13 protein-coding genes are annotated in these 17,359 nt (G+C 44.1%); 5 read left to right on the top strand and 8 right to left on the bottom strand.

Going from position 1 to position 17,359, the window contains the following annotated elements:
• Positions 1-40: 40 nt before the first annotated feature.
• From PK654_RS16475 to PK654_RS16460, 4 genes are all read right to left on the bottom strand, one after another.
• The gene (locus PK654_RS16475) at positions 41-700 is read right to left on the bottom strand and encodes a DUF2726 domain-containing protein (protein ID WP_271700049.1); all 660 of its coding nucleotides are present in this window, start codon (positions 698-700) and stop codon (positions 41-43) included.
• Between the two features lie 184 nt (positions 701-884).
• Positions 885-1,352: a YjiG family protein gene (locus PK654_RS16470; protein ID WP_271700048.1), complete on the bottom strand. Its 468-nt coding sequence runs from the start codon at positions 1,350-1,352 to the stop codon at positions 885-887.
• Positions 1,349-2,104, bottom strand: a complete 756-nt coding sequence (locus tag PK654_RS16465; RefSeq protein WP_271700047.1) for a nucleoside recognition domain-containing protein — start codon at positions 2,102-2,104, stop codon at positions 1,349-1,351. Before PK654_RS16465 ends, PK654_RS16470 begins: the two co-directional genes overlap by 4 nt.
• A gap of 841 nt (positions 2,105-2,945) precedes the next feature.
• Entirely contained in the window at positions 2,946-3,971 is a 1,026-nt protein-coding gene (locus PK654_RS16460; RefSeq protein ID WP_271698813.1) for an IS110 family transposase, read from the bottom strand.
• A 379-nt stretch (positions 3,972-4,350) separates the two neighbouring features.
• On the opposite strand from PK654_RS16460, the gene pflB reads away from it, so the two are divergent.
• From pflB to PK654_RS16440, 4 genes are all read left to right on the top strand, one after another.
• Positions 4,351-6,648 carry a formate C-acetyltransferase gene (gene pflB / locus PK654_RS16455; RefSeq protein ID WP_271700046.1) on the top strand — a complete coding sequence of 766 codons (2,298 nt, stop codon included), beginning with the start codon at positions 4,351-4,353 and terminating at the stop codon, positions 6,646-6,648.
• A 204-nt stretch (positions 6,649-6,852) separates the two neighbouring features.
• Positions 6,853-8,733 (top strand): methyl-accepting chemotaxis protein, encoded by a 1,881-nt coding sequence (locus PK654_RS16450; RefSeq protein WP_271700045.1) that lies wholly within the window; start codon positions 6,853-6,855, stop codon positions 8,731-8,733.
• 178 nt (positions 8,734-8,911) lie between these two features.
• Entirely contained in the window at positions 8,912-9,202 is a 291-nt protein-coding gene (locus tag PK654_RS16445; protein ID WP_271700044.1) for a hypothetical protein, read from the top strand.
• Positions 9,195-10,136, top strand: coding sequence for a hypothetical protein (locus tag PK654_RS16440; protein ID WP_271700042.1), 942 nt, complete (start codon positions 9,195-9,197; stop codon positions 10,134-10,136). Before PK654_RS16445 ends, PK654_RS16440 begins: the two co-directional genes overlap by 8 nt.
• Before the next feature lie 125 nt (positions 10,137-10,261).
• On the opposite strand, the gene PK654_RS16435 is transcribed toward PK654_RS16440, so the two are convergent.
• The 4 genes from PK654_RS16435 to PK654_RS16420 all read right to left on the bottom strand — a co-directional run bounded on the left by PK654_RS16435 (position 10,262) and on the right by PK654_RS16420 (position 15,963).
• Positions 10,262-11,896, bottom strand: coding sequence for a cytochrome b/b6 domain-containing protein (locus tag PK654_RS16435; RefSeq protein ID WP_271700041.1), 1,635 nt, complete (start codon positions 11,894-11,896; stop codon positions 10,262-10,264).
• 18 nt (positions 11,897-11,914) lie between these two features.
• Entirely contained in the window at positions 11,915-12,367 is a 453-nt protein-coding gene (locus PK654_RS16430; protein WP_271700039.1) for a cytochrome c3 family protein, read from the bottom strand.
• Between the two features lie 26 nt (positions 12,368-12,393).
• Entirely contained in the window at positions 12,394-13,935 is a 1,542-nt protein-coding gene (locus tag PK654_RS16425; protein ID WP_271700038.1) for a flavocytochrome c, read from the bottom strand.
• 1,002 nt (positions 13,936-14,937) lie between these two features.
• Positions 14,938-15,963 carry an IS110 family transposase gene (locus PK654_RS16420; RefSeq protein WP_271698813.1) on the bottom strand — a complete coding sequence of 342 codons (1,026 nt, stop codon included), beginning with the start codon at positions 15,961-15,963 and terminating at the stop codon, positions 14,938-14,940.
• A gap of 206 nt (positions 15,964-16,169) precedes the next feature.
• Between PK654_RS16420 and PK654_RS16415 the strand changes: the two genes are divergently transcribed.
• Positions 16,170-17,132, top strand: a complete 963-nt coding sequence (locus PK654_RS16415; protein ID WP_271700037.1) for a transposase — start codon at positions 16,170-16,172, stop codon at positions 17,130-17,132.
• Positions 17,133-17,359 lie beyond the last annotated feature (227 nt).

Here is a 17,359-nt window from a genome sequence, read left to right as displayed (position 1 = left end):
CTAAATCATCCTTGATTTATGGGTATTCAGCAGAGTTTGTTTAACTCTCCGCCTCTTCAAATATCACGTTATAGTTCTCTGTATAAGTACAGTTAGGCTGCCTGCTGCAGGTAAAGAAACGGCGCCCTTTATGGTCACCCTTGGTGGCGACTTTAATCACCATAGGGCTGCCACATTTTTTACAGAACCTGACCTCTTTTTCCGGCTCAATTAAGTCAATATGCGATGCCAGCAAACGTCTTAAACGACTTACCTGATAGCTGTGTTTTACCGATGCACCTATCAAGGGAATACCCGCCGAATGGCAAATGTGTATCAACAGTTTTTCACGTTCAATCTTTGGCTTGGTCAGCTCTTTATCATCATTAAGTTCAATGACCACTTTGACTTCTAAAGTGCGGGGATCGCAAACAACAAAATCGAAATAACCTCTGGAAATGTAACTGTTAGCATTCGTCCACTGCTTTTTGTCCGTCGTTTCAGGAGCTATCACATTAGCTATACTCACCTTTGACAGAACAATGCCCTGCTCACCTACAGCGGTGATCAGGCTGTTATAAAAAACCGATTCATTAGCGTTCAGTAATGGTTTCTTATGCTTGTAATCACAATCTTTGTAACTCTTCTTTTTGCCATATTTAAGATTAACGAAATAAAACAAGATGGCCAGAGGCACAATAAGTATTAGAATTTTTTCCATGGAGTTTCAGGCTTTTACCAAGACGTTTCTGACTTATTATTAAACGATATCAGCTTAGCATGCCATTGCAAAACCCGTTTATGAGAAGGCGGGAGGTTTTTATTTTGTCACTGCAAGGTTTGGGGTCAGCCACAACCAACTCAGTCGTCGTGGCTGTATACTCAGCTAACTTTATGCTTAGCTCTTAAACAAACAGATTCATAACCAGCATAGCACCAAATGCATTCAGTACAGAGATGGCAATCATCACCGGAATATATCGCCCTTCTGTTCCTATAGGCCCCATAATGCGTCCCATATACTGAACCTGAGAGCCCATCAAATAGATGGCAGGAGCAAGAATCGCAATATGTACACCATTAAGAATGCCCTGATCAAATAGAGTGATAACCACACCAACGGCGCCACCCATTGACATCCATGCCCCGATAAGCACTGCCGCAGCTTCACCAGGTAAACCAAAAATTGCCATTACAGGTGCAAACAAGCTGCCAATGACATCAAGCAGACCGGTTATTTGCAACGCCTTAATGATAACAAATGCCATTAATACATTCGGCACAGTGGAAGTGGTTGCTATGGTCCAGCCCTTTCTGGCACCTTCTACAAAAATGTCCGTTACCATCGGCTTTTTCGCTTTAACACTGCTCATTGTGCTGCCTCCTGATTTAGTTTGCCGCTGTCTTTATCATCTTTCTCATCTTTATCATGTTTTTCCGCTTTTCCTTCTGTGATATTGAGGTAAATACGGAACAGATTTGCACCAACGAACTTAAACACAAACATAATTATAATCGCCAACCCCATGGAGCTTGTCACTGCAATAGAGCCATCAGCAAGAGTAAGGGTAAATAACACTGCACCTGAGGAGAAAAAGTTAACAATGGTCGCTCCAGCCGTGAACTGAAACATGGTAAACACATCCGTTTCACGCTTTGTCAGGCGCTTTTCATCTTTTAATTGACGCGTCATTGCAGCACCTGCATCTGTGCTCTGTAGTGAGGCAATTAAGGCAAGACCAGAACTGCCCGGTATGCCCATTAATGGCCGCAGCAGAGGAGTAAGGAGTTTACGGGCAGCATCTAATGCACCATAATGTTCAAGTACATTAATCACACCTAAAGCAAACATCACCGTTGGGATAAGGGTTAAAGCGAAAATAAAGCCGTCACGGGCACCGCTGCCGCCTTTGCCTCGCAGATACGTTGTTGAGGTTTGTACTCCCTCTGTAGTCTCTTTTACATCGTAAACGACCTTCCCAAAAGAGCCGTTTAAGGTGGTAAAATCAAGCACACCGTACCATTGACTGGACTTCATTAAACCAGAGAAGAAAACGATAGCAAAAGCGAGGGCCAGATAACTTCCCCAAGTTACTTTACGCTGTTGTTGTATTGGATCAGACATAAATCACCTATGTTGTTTATATGAGATAACGCACATAGGATCTTCACTCAAAAGCAGATTTATCTGTAATGATCAGAATCAATTGATCACTAAAGCCACAATTACATAATAAACTAATTTTATATATTGTGATTTTCTACTAAAACAGTATTTATATCTAAACGACTGACCATTGATAGAACTTATTGATTTAGCTACTCTGCGATCGGGAACAAAAAATAAAGCTATTACCTGTTTATACATATAGTGGCTCGGTCACTGACAGCACCATCGATACATTCAATCACAAAGGGCTCATCCGCACGATGGAAACAATTAACGCAATTAGGACAATTAACGAGGACATATATGGTCACTCCAATCAAGTAAAGATTGAAGGTTTGTTGATTACAAAGCCATAGTCGTTTGTCCGTTACATAAGATTCACCTGATTAATGGTATTGGCATCAGTTAAAACGACAATTAACGGGGACACACACCACTGCAGCACATAAGCAATTAACGAGGACATATATGGTCACTCCAATCAAGTAAAGATTGAAGGTTTGTTAATTACAAAGCCATAGTCGTTTGTCCGTTACATAAGATTCACCTGATTAATGGTATTGGCATCAGTTAAGAATACGGTCTTTTGACATATATCCGGCGTCTCTGTTTCGCTTTAGTGCGAAGCGCCCTAATGAGATTCAAGAGCCCTGTTTGCCTGTTACACACACTATGCTTTCACTATCAAGCAGTTGTCCTCGACGAGGTTCTAAACAGGGCGAATGCCGTTTTTTCATTAACTGTGTTGCTACCGTTTCCTGTTTGTTGTCTGGTTTTCAGTATTTTGTGTTGCTAACTAAGCACATGCTTTAGAAGCTTGGAACTCTGTTTTCGTTGCTAATACCACCCAGATAATACGAGCAAGCTTATTAGCTAAAGCTACGGTACATTTACATGGGTGCATACGCTCTTTTAAGCCATTCATCCACTGGCTGAGGCGGTCGTCTTTGCCCGAGCTTCTGCTTAGTATTGCTCGCGCTCCATGAATGAGAAGCTTTCTGAGTGTCCGGTTTCCCCGTTTGCTGATTTTACCCAGCCGGTTGATATCTCCACTGGCGTATTGTCGAGGCGTTAATCCAACCCAGGCGGCGAACTGGCGGCCATTTTTAAAGCAACCAATGTCATTGATATAAGCCAGAAGTGCTGAGGCCACTATCGGCCCAACTCCGGGAACATTAAGCAGCCTTTGATAGTCATTTCGCTGGGCAAGAAGATGCTGTAATTCTATTTCGATGTCTTTAATCTGCTTAGAGCATAAGCGAATATTAAGCGCAATTCTGGTGATAAAACCACGCGAGACAGGCGTCAGTTCATTGCTGTTATCTTCTAAAATTAAAGGTAACTGACGTTTTATATGCGCAATGCCCTTGGGAAGTACTTCACCATACTCGGCAAGTAATCCCCTGAGCTGGTTCATCCAAGCACCACGCTGCTTAATGAGTAACTCCCTGATTTTATGAAGAGACTGAACATCTTGTTGCTCAATCGATTTGATGGGAACAAAACGCAGTGTTGGCCGGAATGAGGCTTCAGCGATTGCCAGTGCATCGTTGTTGTCGTTTTTATTGCCAATAACGAACGGCTTCACCGCAAAAGCAGGAATACACTTAACGGTATGGCCGAGCTTCTGAATACGACGCCCCCAAGGGTTGGAAGAGTAGCAGGCTTCCATAACGACCAGAGTCGGTTCGAACTGTCGTAGCTCATGCAGCAAGTTAGAGCGTTTTACTTTCTTGTTGAACAAGACTGTTCTTTCGTTACTGAGTGCGCAAATTTGAAAGACATTCTTTGCTAAATCGATACTAATAACACTACATTTCATAATGGTCACTCCGTTAGATTGTCGCTGTAACACTTCAATCTTGGCACATTGCGATGCCGGTTGCGGAGTGACCATCTCAACACACACCACTGCAATTAACGGGGACACACACCACTGCAGCACATTATTAGGCTTCATTACTAAAAGAGTAATACCGTAAAACAGTAGATTGGATAAACGTTAACTAACCTTTTAATATATGCTCTTTATGCATTCATTTCCTGCAAAACATTCATTTTACTCATAGATTTGTCTGCAATATATTCACTCCGGACAAATAAGACATTCTATATATGCCTTTCATCATTAAGGAAAACGAGCAGCCCTCAGAGCTAAGCTCGCCTTAATTGAGTTTAATGACAATTTAATAGGTAAGAAGATGACGATTCCAACAACCAAAATGTTAGAAGCTTGGAAAGGGTTCACTGCCGGCGATTGGCAACGCGAAGTAAATACCCGTGATTTCATTCAGAGCAACTACGCTCCTTATGAAGGTGATGAAGCATTCCTGGCTGGGCCTACCAAAGCAACTCAAGCTTTATGGGACAGTGTACTGGAAGGGATAAAAGAAGAGAGTCGCTCTCATGCCCCTCTGGATTTCGATACAGATCTTCCATCTACCATCACGTCTCATGACGCTGGCTATATTAACCAAAATCTGGAAACCATCGTCGGTTTGCAGACCGATAAACCTCTTAAACGGGGAATGATTGCCAACGGCGGTATCCGTATGGTTAAAAACTCCTGCGAAGTGTATGGACGTACCCTGGATCCTAAGATAGAAAAAACCTTCACTGAATATCGTAAAACCCATAACAAAGCCTGCTTCGATATCTATAGCAAAGATATTATTGCCTGTCGCAAATCCGGCATTATCACAGGTTTACCGGATGCTTACGGCCGGGGAAGAATCATTGGTGACTACCGCCGAATCGCCCTTTATGGCATTGAGTATTTAATTGCCGACAAACAACAACAGTTTGATTCAACTCAAGCCTTTATGGAACGAGGTGAACAACTGGATAAAACCTTACGTCTGCGTGAAGAGCTTGCCGATCAAGTTCAGGCCTTAAAAGACATTCATACCATGGGTTTAAAGTACGGTATTGATATGTCTTATCCGGCCACAACCGCTCAGGAAGCCGTGCAGTTTACTTACTTTGGCTACCTTGCTGCCGTGAAATCACAAAACGGTGCTGCCATGTCTCTCGGCAGAACGTCAACTTTCCTTGATGTATTTATTGAGCGGGATCTTGCTAACGGAACACTGGATGAAACACAGGCACAAGAACTGATCGATCACTTTATTATGAAGCTGAGAATGGTTCGCTTCCTGCGTACTCCGGACTATGACTCACTCTTCTCCGGGGATCCTATCTGGGCAACGGAAGCCATGGCAGGCATGGGGGTAGACGGCCGTACATTAGTGACGAAAACGACCTTCCGCTATCTTCATACACTATACAATATGGGCCCGGCGCCTGAGCCTAATATGACGGTGCTGTGGTCAGAAAATCTGCCTGAACCATTTAAACGCTATGCAGCCAAAGTCTCAATTGATACCTCATCGGTTCAATATGAAAATGATGATCTGATGCGGGCTGATTTTAACAATGATGACTACGCAATTGCCTGTTGTGTAAGCCCGCAAATCGTCGGCAAACATATGCAGTTCTTTGGTGCCCGCGCTAACCTTGCTAAAGCATTGCTGTATGCTATCAATGGCGGTATTGATGAGAAATCAAAGGTACAGGTCGGCCCTCAACGTGCACCAGTTACTGACGAAGTATTAGATTTTGACAGCCTGATGCCTAAGTTTGATCAGGTACTGGAATGGCTTGCCACACAATATGTTACCGCATTAAACATCATCCATTACTCTCACGACCGCTACAGCTATGAAGCCTCGCTGATGGCATTAATGGATAAAGATGTATACCGCACAATGGCGTGTGGTATTGCCGGCCTTTCAGTCGTTGCCGACTCTCTTTCAGCCATCAAGTTTGCCGAAGTCCGCCCTGTCCGTGACGATGATGGTCTGGCTATCGATTTCGATATCAAAGGTGAATACCCGACGTTTGGCAACAACGATCCTCGTGTCGATGACATTGCGTGTGAACTGGTAGAACGTTTTATGAAGAAAATTCAGACCAAGCATACCTACCGTGAAGCCACACCGACTCAATCGATTCTGACCATTACTTCGAACGTTGTTTATGGTAAGAAAACCGGTAATACCCCAGACGGACGTAAAGCGGGAATGCCATTCGGCCCGGGTGCAAACCCTATGCATGGCAGGGACCAAAATGGTGCTGTTGCCTCATTAACGTCTGTGTCTAAACTGCCGTTTGCTTATGCCAAAGATGGTATCTCATACACATTCTCCATTGTGCCTGATGCATTAGGTAAAGATGACGACAGCCAGAAAAGAAATCTGGCCGCTTTGATGGATGGTTACTTTCATCATCAGGAAGGTGACATCTCTGAAGCCGTTGAAGGTGGCCAACACCTGAATGTGAATGTGATGAACAGGGAGATGTTACTTGATGCAGTTGAGCATCCGGAGAAGTACCCGCAGCTAACTATCCGGGTATCTGGCTATGCCGTGAGGTTTAACTCTCTCACTAAAGAGCAGCAGCAAGATGTGATTACCCGGACATTCACCAACAAAATATAAATAAACTTAATACTGCCGACCAAGGGCTGCTGATATTCAGCAGCCCTTTTTTCGGTCAGTCACACTCTGTCTCAAAGTGCGCTCTCTTCTGCCTTGGCGTCACATTGTAATGCCATGTAAGAGAACAACCTGAACTCTCGATGCATATGGTAGCTTATCAGAGCTGGCGATGAGATAACCATTATAACTATATGGATAAACAAGATGAACGAATTTAAACTTCGGGTGGCAGGAAGCATTGGAGCAATGATAGCCCTTATCATTATTGCTCTTTGCTCAATTGCTTACTTCACCTTTCAGGAAGAGAGTATTGCACTCAACAAATATGTGCTGACAGAAAAGAATGCCACCGTAGAAGAGCATCTTCAGCAAAAGATCAACGGCTACAAAAATACGCTTTCAGGTGTCGAGGCTAACCGGTCTGATATCACTTCAACCGGTCTTTCTGATAAAGCTGTGACTCAGTTAGAAATGTTATACCGGACTCAAAGCCAATTTATCGAAGGCGCCTATATCATCACTCTTGATGGCGATATCTATAACAGGAAAGGAAAAAAGCAGAACTTTAACGTAAAGGCGCTGGGACGTTCATATTACAAAGCGCTATTTAATCAGGGGAAAACCTTTTATATCTCTGCACCTTTTCAATCTGCTGTGACAAATAATGAAGTTGTCACTATGGCGTACAAAACTAACAGTGAAATTGCCGTTATCACAACCGTCTATCTTGAATCTCTGCTCGACTTTTTAGTCGGTCGTGACGATATCTTTTTATATACTCAAGAGGGCACAATATTAGTTGCGCCTTACAAGCAATTGTTGGGTAGGGACATATTTCAAGAGAGAGCTATCTATAAGAACTTCAGTGCCAACAACCCTGAGCTGAGCTATGACACCGAAGTAGATGGGGATACCGCAAGTTTCACTGCATTCTGGACAGAACTAGAAGTAGCCGGATGGCAATTTGTAAGTTTTATCAACAACGATGACATAGAAAAAGGCGCCGATAAGCAACTGACCACATCTGTTATCGTCGGAGCGTTGAGCCTGATGCTAGCGTTAGCAATACTGCTCTTCACTTTAAACAAACTGGTTTTAAAGCCGGTAGGCGGAACTCCGAACGAAATTGCAACCTTAATGGAGAAAATGGCGTCAGGTGATTTTACTCACCGGATAAAACACACGGGAAAAGAAACTGGAATTTACTCATCCCTTATCAAGTTATCCAATCAATTGCTTGAACTGATCCAAAATACGCGTTCGATTTCTGATAGTGTTTCCTCTGCTTCTGAGCAGCTCAATGTCATCATGAATGACAGCAAATCCAACGCCAATGACGAACTGTCTCAGGTAGAGCAAATTTCTACCGCAATCAATGAGTTATCTTCGACATCACAGGAAGTCAGTCAGCAAGCCGTTGCTGCAGAAGAAGAGGCAAAAAAAGCGCAACACAATGTGAATGTGGGCCAGCAAAACCTTGAGAAGAACATCAAACTGACCAACGAAATAGACTCTTCCGTCAATGAGAGTGCCAGCATAGTTAATGAACTTCGTCAGTTTGCCGTCGAAATAGGTTCCGTTATTGAAGTCATTAACTCTATCTCAGAACAAACCAACTTGTTAGCACTCAATGCCGCTATTGAAGCTGCAAGGGCTGGTGAACATGGACGAGGATTTGCTGTAGTTGCAGATGAAGTCAGAAATCTTGCTTCAAAAACACAAGACTCAACAGTGAGCATTCAGGAAATTATCGAGAAACTACAAAAGCAATCGGAACGGGCACATGACAATATGTCGCAAAATGTTGAACTGATAGAGCAGTCGGTACAACTGGCAGAAAACATAAAGGTCTCATTCGACGATATTTCAGCATCTGCAGAATCCATATCAGCAATCAATACCATGGTTGCCACCGCAGCGCAGGAGCAATTCTCTGTAACTGAAGATATTTCAAAAAACACCACTTCTGCCTTTGACCTTGTTCAGCAAAATGTAGCGGGTGTAGACGAAACTCTTCAGGCATCGTCTGAACTGGCTAAACTGGCTGAAACTCAAAAAAGTGAACTGGACTTCTTCACCGTATAAGTCGTCAGTGACCCGTTGACCTTTATAACCTGATTCCGGCATTTTGCTTACATAAATGCCGGTAATCAGGTCATTTTGTAATCCCGTGTAACAAGGTAAACAGACCTTTTCATATATATGCTAGGTTATTGAGGCTTGTTGCTCAGGCCTTACATCAAACCAACCGCAAAGGTGTTATATGTTGAAACGCAATGTTCTATTGGTAGCATTTACCAGCATCACTTGCTCCAAGGCGGTGATCGCCGCAAACGAGTCTCTGGAAAGTTGCTCACGCTTTTTACCGGCCGGAACCACCTATGAAATAACCATCACAACCCGTGTAGATAAAACCGGTGAATCTCCGGCCTTTGACGGAAACCTCAACATTGACTGGAGTGAAGAAGAGCTGGATTCACTAAAGTTTGATATCTCTGAGTTTGTCAAATGTACCGCCCCCTTAATTACTTCAGAACCCGAGTTTAATGAGTAGAAAAGCCATGCTAAACAAACCGTTAAAAACCACTTCACTGTTTGTCTGCTTATTACTGCTGTTCCATTCCGGACTGGCTCTTTCAGACTGTCGCACCAGCGACATCATTGAGCATAGGAATCAGGCCATGCAAGCCAACAAAACAGGTGTCATTTCTGATGCGGAAGCCATCCTGTCAGGTTATATGGCATCTGATTGCAGTTTCTACGATATGTCTCAGAACGATGATTACCTGTTAAATCACGGCTTATGGTTAATCAGCGACCTTATGTTATACCGATATAAACTCAACGATCCTATAGGTTGCCTCTCCCTTGGCAATGAAGTTTATGATTCCTGGATGGTGAGTGAACCCTCAAGGCACAACGGACAAGTAGAAAACGCATTACAGACTAACCTAAAATTGTGCAAAAACGCCCTTGCAAAGCAATACCATGCCCCGGAATCCTGTCCGGTGAAAGGTTACGAGCATATGTACGCGTTTCCGGCTAACTGGAAAGAGTCCGACGATCTCTATTTTGAGTTTGAATGTATCTCTTTTGTAGAAAACTCAGAGAACAAACTAGGTGGCCAGCGCGACGGAGAAAAATACCAAAGTGAAGGATTACACTCTTTAGCCAAGTTTGATGTTTTGTTTGTCAGCCAACTTAAACCCGATACAACTGAAGGTATAGCTTCAGACATAGGCTCGGCTCTAAAGCAGTATCAGTTGGATAAGCTCTATATTACTTCTGAAGGTGGAGAACTCTGGGGTGAGGAGTACTGCTACTCATTTGAGCTGAGATTTGCCAGCCAGCCGGGAGAGCTTCTGCTGGATGGCAGTGCCTTCTCTTGCAACGGTGGCAATGCCGTTATATCAGAAAAAAATACCATTCAGCTGGAACTGCCTTTCAGGGCAAAAATCATTCGTTCAGATATTCATGCGGTAAAATAGTCCTTCTGTTTGAGCCGAGTAAAAGAAAACCCTTTATCAGCACTGCGCTAATAAAGGGTTTAGTTTTAGTCACTGTTCAACAGAGTCAGGATTTCGCTTTAAATAACCGCCCAGTCAACATGCTCTTAAAGTGCTCTGCCGGCGTAACTCCTGTCGTACACAGATAAACGTGAACCGCAATAAACAGCAGCATGACATGTGCCACACCCACATGCACCATCACAGTCAGAGTCTTGCCCATCAAAACCGAAGATTTCAGCCGGAAGCAGTTCGTTAAAGAACAATCCGATACCCGATAAAATCAACAACGGGAACGCACCAAACACAATAGACAGGTAACCCATCTGTTGTAGCGGGTTAAGTCGCTTATCCGGATTGTGTCCAGCCGGGTTTTCTTCCCCTTTATGGATTCCTTTCAGGTAGTAAGTGCCCTGCTTAATAGCATCAGCGATAAAATTCTTACGTGGCAAATACTGTTTAATCTGACCTGAGAACAGAAGATAAAACAGATACAGCAACCAGAACAGACCTAATGCAGCACCAAGTATGTTGTGAATGTACTGAGAAAACTCAAAAGCAACCAGCGAAAAGTGCATTGAAAGTCCGCTAACCAGCAAGGTGACAAACACAATTACATTGGTGTTGTGCCATAGCCTGATACCTGTAGGGAACATAACCGTGTCTGTTTTTTCCAGCTCGATGTTTGCTTTTTCACCCAGTTTACGCATACGCAGGTGCAGACCTAACAATGCCAGTATTGCCAGCAAAGCAACACCAAGCAACGAATCCATCCAGCCAATACGGGTAGCTCCGATCAGGTAACGACCATTCAACAGTTTCTGGTTGATAAAGCCGTATGGCGAGTCAGCCTTATCTGAGCGCTGCTCGATGAACTGTGCATTTTTCTTGATCAGCTCGCTGTCGTCGAAAATGCCTTTATCTAACATAGAGAAAGCTTTTGTTTCATTGCTGTATTTGTATAGAGTTGAAGTAAGTGCACTGTCGTCATTGTGACAAAGCTTACAGTCTGAAACGGCATCTTCTGCAGAAGTAATGGTGTGGATCTGAGTTCCTTCACCGGCACTATGACAGTCAACACAGCGAACGGCCTCAAAGTGCTTATTTTTCTCCGGCAGGAACCAGTGCCCCATCTCCTGATCCAACAGCTTTTTATCTGTCAGTTTTTCGTACCCTCTCAGGTCGTTGTGACAGGAAAAACAGGCTTCATTTGAATCATGAATACTGGCGACAATATCCTCCGCCCTTTCCGGAAATTTAAACGAATGAGCGTTGTGGCAGGCCTGGCACTCAAACTCATGCCCGAACTTTTCAACAATGGTTTTAGTGTGGTGACTGGCCTCAAGCTGCTTATCTATCTCACCGAACACTTCGCCGTGACAACTGTCGCAGCTTCTGCTGGCCATATTGTCCTCAAACCGGTGAGGAGCAGTTTCAAACGCACTGTTATCAGCCCCCTGATGACAACTTTGGCAATTTTGAGTCTGGTGAACAGAATCATTGTAATGAAGGGTATCAACATAAAGATCAAGGCTGCGGCCCCGCTCTGTTTTCCACTCACTGTTAATACTGTCGCTAGCGTGACAGGAGAGGCATGACTCGTTATCTGTTGCAACCTGAGCTCTTAACTCTCTGGCCTTATCTTTAAAGTCCTGAGACTGCAAGGAACTGGCCTGAGCACAAAAAGTCGTCAGCAGAACAAACACCACCACGCCAAATGTTTTACTTATTAATTTAAACATTGGTTACCTCAGAAGCGGTTATGGTGTTTGAAAGCCAAACTGGTGACAGTCACTACAAACCGATTTAGATTTGCCATGTTCAATATGGCATGAATCACACGGCAACTCGGTTTCCCAGTGCGGAGAGTTATGGGGATTAGGCTCCATCTCATGGGTCAGCTGTGCCACATCTTCCGGGCTGCCATGACAGTTAGCGCAGTTTGACGTGTCCGCCGGTGTTATAGGTTCACTGGAACCATGGCATAAGGCACAGCTTTTACCGTTCTGGTGAACTTTTTTGTGATAGTCCTTTACCGGCACCTTGCCAAACACCTTATCATCCATAAAATCAAGCAAACTTTGGTGAACAGCATTTTGCTGCAATGACTTATCCGCTGTAGTTTGAGTATTCTCCGCGTAAACATTCGATGACAAACCTAAAATCAGAGCGAATGCAACAAGCGGTTTTAAGAGTTTTTCTAAGTTATTCATTATTCAATATTCCCGACAGAAGAAAGTTAAACCGGCTTATTCGCCGCAACACTGTTTCCGGCAATTCGCCCCATAACTAGCCCATCAGTTATTGCACAGCTACCCAAACGACTGGCACCGTGTGGGCCACCAGTTACCTCTCCGGCAGCATATAGCCCGGGAATAGACTCGAAAGTTTCAGAGTGCAAAACCTGAGTTGTTACATCGATTTGAACACCACCCATTGTGTGATGTACCTTCGGCCAGGCTCTGACACCATAAAAAGGAGGTTTAACAATTGGTGTTGCTGTGGAGACAGGCTTACCAAACTCAATATCATTGTTGTTACTGACATAATCGTTATAGTCACTGACGGATTTCAGCAGCCTTTCCTGCGGTATTTGATAGAACTCAGCCAGTTCTTCTAAGCTGTCGAACTCATTGATCACCTTATATTTAAGGCCACGATCAAGGGTAGGACAGGCTTCTGCACCAACACTGTCGACAAGAATGATGGGATAATCTGGTTCGCCGTCATTTCCGGCGCTTTTAATAATTGCGGTTGCCCGGGTTTTACGGTCAGCCAACTCGTTAACAAAACGCTCACCCGTTGCACGGCCAACCATAATGCCGTAGCGGAAACCAGACTGAATATTAAACATGGAGGCGACACCAAACCCGCCCTCATCAGGCGATGCCCACGGGCCAAGCTGGATCTGCCCCATCTGCACCGGTATTGCTCCGATACGAAATGCAGCACGCATCGCTTCACCTGTAGCGCCAAGCTGGTTGGTACTGTCGATATCACCACTCAGACGGGGATCTTGTGCGGAGCGGAAATCTTTGTCGCGGCTAAAGCCGCCGGACGCAAGTACTACACCACGCTTTGCCTTGAAGTGCTTAACAATCCCGCTCTCTTCGTCCGGGAAACGGTAACCGTCTTGCACCTGAACACCAATCACACGTTTATCATCGTTGGTGATAAAGTTCAGCATCTTACATCCGGTGCGGATAATCACGCCTTCTTTACGTGCTGTACGGACAAGGGGACGAACGATACCGGAACCTGAAGCGTTGTGGGTCAGGTACGTTCTGGCAACAGAATGACCACCTAACCAGGAAAGTTTAGGTTTAAATTTGGCTCCGCAATCAATGACAAAATCGTAGGCGTCACGCGAGCCTTCTGCAATTGCCTGTGTCAGTTCTGCATGGTTAATTCCGCGACCAGCGGTCATCATGTCCTTAACCATCAGCTCTACGCTGTCTTCAACGCCCTCTTCTTTTTGCAGTTCACTGCCTGCAACCGCGAAAAGACCACCGTTAATGGTTGAGTTGCCTCCGGGAACACGCATTTTCTCGATGATCATAACATCAAGCCCTTTACGCCGGGCTTCAATGGCCGCAGACAGTGCCGCAAAGCCACTGCCTATAACCAAAACATCGAACGTTTTGTCCCATTCAAAATTACTATTCAGTGAATCTGCTTTAACGCTGGTACTGAACACCATTGAGGTCACTGCCGCCGCAGCGGTTCCCGTGAGTAGCTTTCGCCGGGATAGACCGGTTTGAGAGTGATTATCTTGACTCATTTTCAGTGCTTCCATTTATTGTAAAAAAATAAATCTGAGAAGCATCATGAGATGACAAGCATACCCGGGTTTAACGACAGAGATATCAGTAAATATCTCATGACACTTCAATATACGGAAAAAGGCACTTGGTTCTAAATAATGCCAAGTTCCCGGTAATTGTTATAAACGTGTCGACAAAGTAGGTTAATTAACCATGATAGCTATGTGGGTATAATACGCTCATCTACCACTTTATGACTAATGACCTTTTTACATTTCAAACATGAACAATACGCATAAATGATCCGAGTCACATTCAAGTTACGCATTAATGATTGTTGATGCACCGTTTGCTTAATAGGTCGGAAGTGATCGTTAGTCACTTTTTGTAGATTGTTGTTATGATTCTTGTTCCTAAATAAGTTAAATAAAAAAGGCACCAGTATTAACTATAGAAATCCAATAAGGACATACACCACAGCATTAAGGACAGCATTAAGGACATACACCACAGCATTATCCTGAACCTGATTGCTTCGGGCGGTGAATTCTCAGCCCACAGGAGTATCTAACAGGGACATACACTACAAAGTATGAACTTAGTATTATCCTTTGATATATCGGTCGTATTCCAACTGCGACCCCATTGCCGTTGAAAATCAAAAGCGTAGTTTGATTTAACGAGGACATATATGGTCACTCCAATCAAGTAAAGATTGAAGGTTTGTTAGTTACAAAGCCATAGTCGTTTGTCCGTTACATAAGATTCACCTGATTAATGGTATTGGCATCAGTTAAGAATACGGTCTTTTGACATATATCCGGCGTCTCTGTTTCGCTTTAGTGCGAAGCGCCCTAATGAGATTCAAGAGCCCTGTTTGCCTGTTACACACACTATGCTTTCACTATCAAGCAGTTGTCCTCGACGAGGTTCTAAACAGGGCGAATGCCGTTTTTTCATTAACTGTGTTGCTACCGTTTCCTGTTTGTTGTCTGGTTTTCAGTATTTTGTGTTGCTAACTAAGCACATGCTTTAGAAGCTTGGAACTCTGTTTTCGTTGCTAATACCACCCAGATAATACGAGCAAGCTTATTAGCTAAAGCTACGGTACATTTACATGGGTGCATACGCTCTTTTAAGCCATTCATCCACTGGCTGAGGCGGTCGTCTTTGCCCGAGCTTCTGCTTAGTATTGCTCGCGCTCCATGAATGAGAAGCTTTCTGAGTGTCCGGTTTCCCCGTTTGCTGATTTTACCCAGCCGGTTGATATCTCCACTGGCGTATTGTCGAGGCGTTAATCCAACCCAGGCGGCGAACTGGCGGCCATTTTTAAAGCAACCAATGTCATTGATATAAGCCAGAAGTGCTGAGGCCACTATCGGCCCAACTCCGGGAACATTAAGCAGCCTTTGATAGTCATTTCGCTGGGCAAGAAGATGCTGTAATTCTATTTCGATGTCTTTAATCTGCTTAGAGCATAAGCGAATATTAAGCGCAATTCTGGTGATAAAACCACGCGAGACAGGCGTCAGTTCATTGCTGTTATCTTCTAAAATTAAAGGTAACTGACGTTTTATATGCGCAATGCCCTTGGGAAGTACTTCACCATACTCGGCAAGTAATCCCCTGAGCTGGTTCATCCAAGCACCACGCTGCTTAATGAGTAACTCCCTGATTTTATGAAGAGACTGAACATCTTGTTGCTCAATCGATTTGATGGGAACAAAACGCAGTGTTGGCCGGAATGAGGCTTCAGCGATTGCCAGTGCATCGTTGTTGTCGTTTTTATTGCCAATAACGAACGGCTTCACCGCAAAAGCAGGAATACACTTAACGGTATGGCCGAGCTTCTGAATACGACGCCCCCAAGGGTTGGAAGAGTAGCAGGCTTCCATAACGACCAGAGTCGGTTCGAACTGTCGTAGCTCATGCAGCAAGTTAGAGCGTTTTACTTTCTTGTTGAACAAGACTGTTCTTTCGTTACTGAGTGCGCAAATTTGAAAGACATTCTTTGCTAAATCGATACTAATAACACTACATTTCATAATGGTCACTCCGTTAGATTGTCGCTGTAACACTTCAATCTTGGCACATTGCGATGCCGGTTGCGGAGTGACCATCTCAACACACACCGTAAAGTATGAACTTAGCATTATCCTTTGATATATCGGTCGTATTCCAACTGCGACCCCATTGCCGTTGAAAATCAAAAGCGTAGTTTGGGCTTACTTTCTCAATTCGGTGATTTCCTATGACAACAGCAAGAAAACAACTCGTTTCTCCTGAAGCAACACCCTACTATCATTGCGTTTCCCGCTGTGTCAGACGCAGCTTTCTATGCGGAGAAGACCCAGTAACTCACAAAAGCTACGAACATCGTAGAGCGTGGATTGAGCATAAAATCTATGCATTGTCGCAGGTATTTTGCCTTGATATTTGTGCTTATGCCGTGATGAGTAATCACTATCATCTTGTTCTTCATATCAACCGAGAAGAAGCCTTAGAGCTCTCTGAAAGCGCAGTAGTTGAACGCTGGCAACAACTTCATAAACTCCCTTTTCTAGTCCAAAACTGGTTGGCAGGAAAGCTGAATAGTGATGCCGAAAAACAGACTGCATCTGCGATTATTGAAAGCTGGCGGGAACGCCTTTGGAACCTGAGCTGGTTCATGAAGGAGCTGAATTTCGATATCGCCTGTCAGGCAAATCAGGAAGATAACTGTAAAGGGCACTTCTGGGAAAGTCGTTTTAAAAGTCAGGCTCTGCTTGATGAGCAAGCCCTCGCAGCCGCCATGACTTATGTCGATTTGAACCCGCTTCGGGCAGGGATTGCCAAAACACCAGAGTCCTCTGAATACACTTCCATCAACGCCAGATTAGAGGCGTTGAACAATCAACAAGAAACAGCTCCATGCCTTTATCCTTTTATCGGTAACCCAACTAATAAAATGCTCGAGGGCATTCCTTTCCGGCTTATGGATTATATAGAACTGGTCGACTGGACTGCCAGACAATACCGCGAAAACAAAGCTGTTCTGGACTCCTCTCTTCCACCAATTTTACAACGTCTCAACATCAACCAAACCACATGGTTAAAAGCGTGCACTAAGCTAGAGCGTTTTCGCAGCACCGCAGTTGGGTGTACATGTCAGGCTGAATCCGCAAAGGAAAAACTCAATAAAAAACGAGTCCACCTGTTTAGGCTGGATGGGTAACTCTAACTCCTTCACTAAACAATCAGGAAGCTTTTATTACATATCTAACCCAAGATCCGTCTATTTCTATTCACCTGGTAAATTTGTTCAAGTTTATTATTCGCTTGCTTACTAACAGCCCATTTAGAATGTATTTCCTTGCCAGTAAGCAGAACTCAATAATGGTTCGTTCTATTTTCTTTTTTCTAGTGCCTGTCCCTGCTACCCCTCTCATACCCCTCTCACAA

Source organism: Vibrio sp. SCSIO 43137, assembly GCF_028201475.1.
Taxonomy (GTDB): domain Bacteria; phylum Pseudomonadota; class Gammaproteobacteria; order Enterobacterales; family Vibrionaceae; genus Vibrio.
Note: the sequence above shows the minus strand (reverse complement) of the source record. Positions and strands in the feature narration are given on the sequence as shown.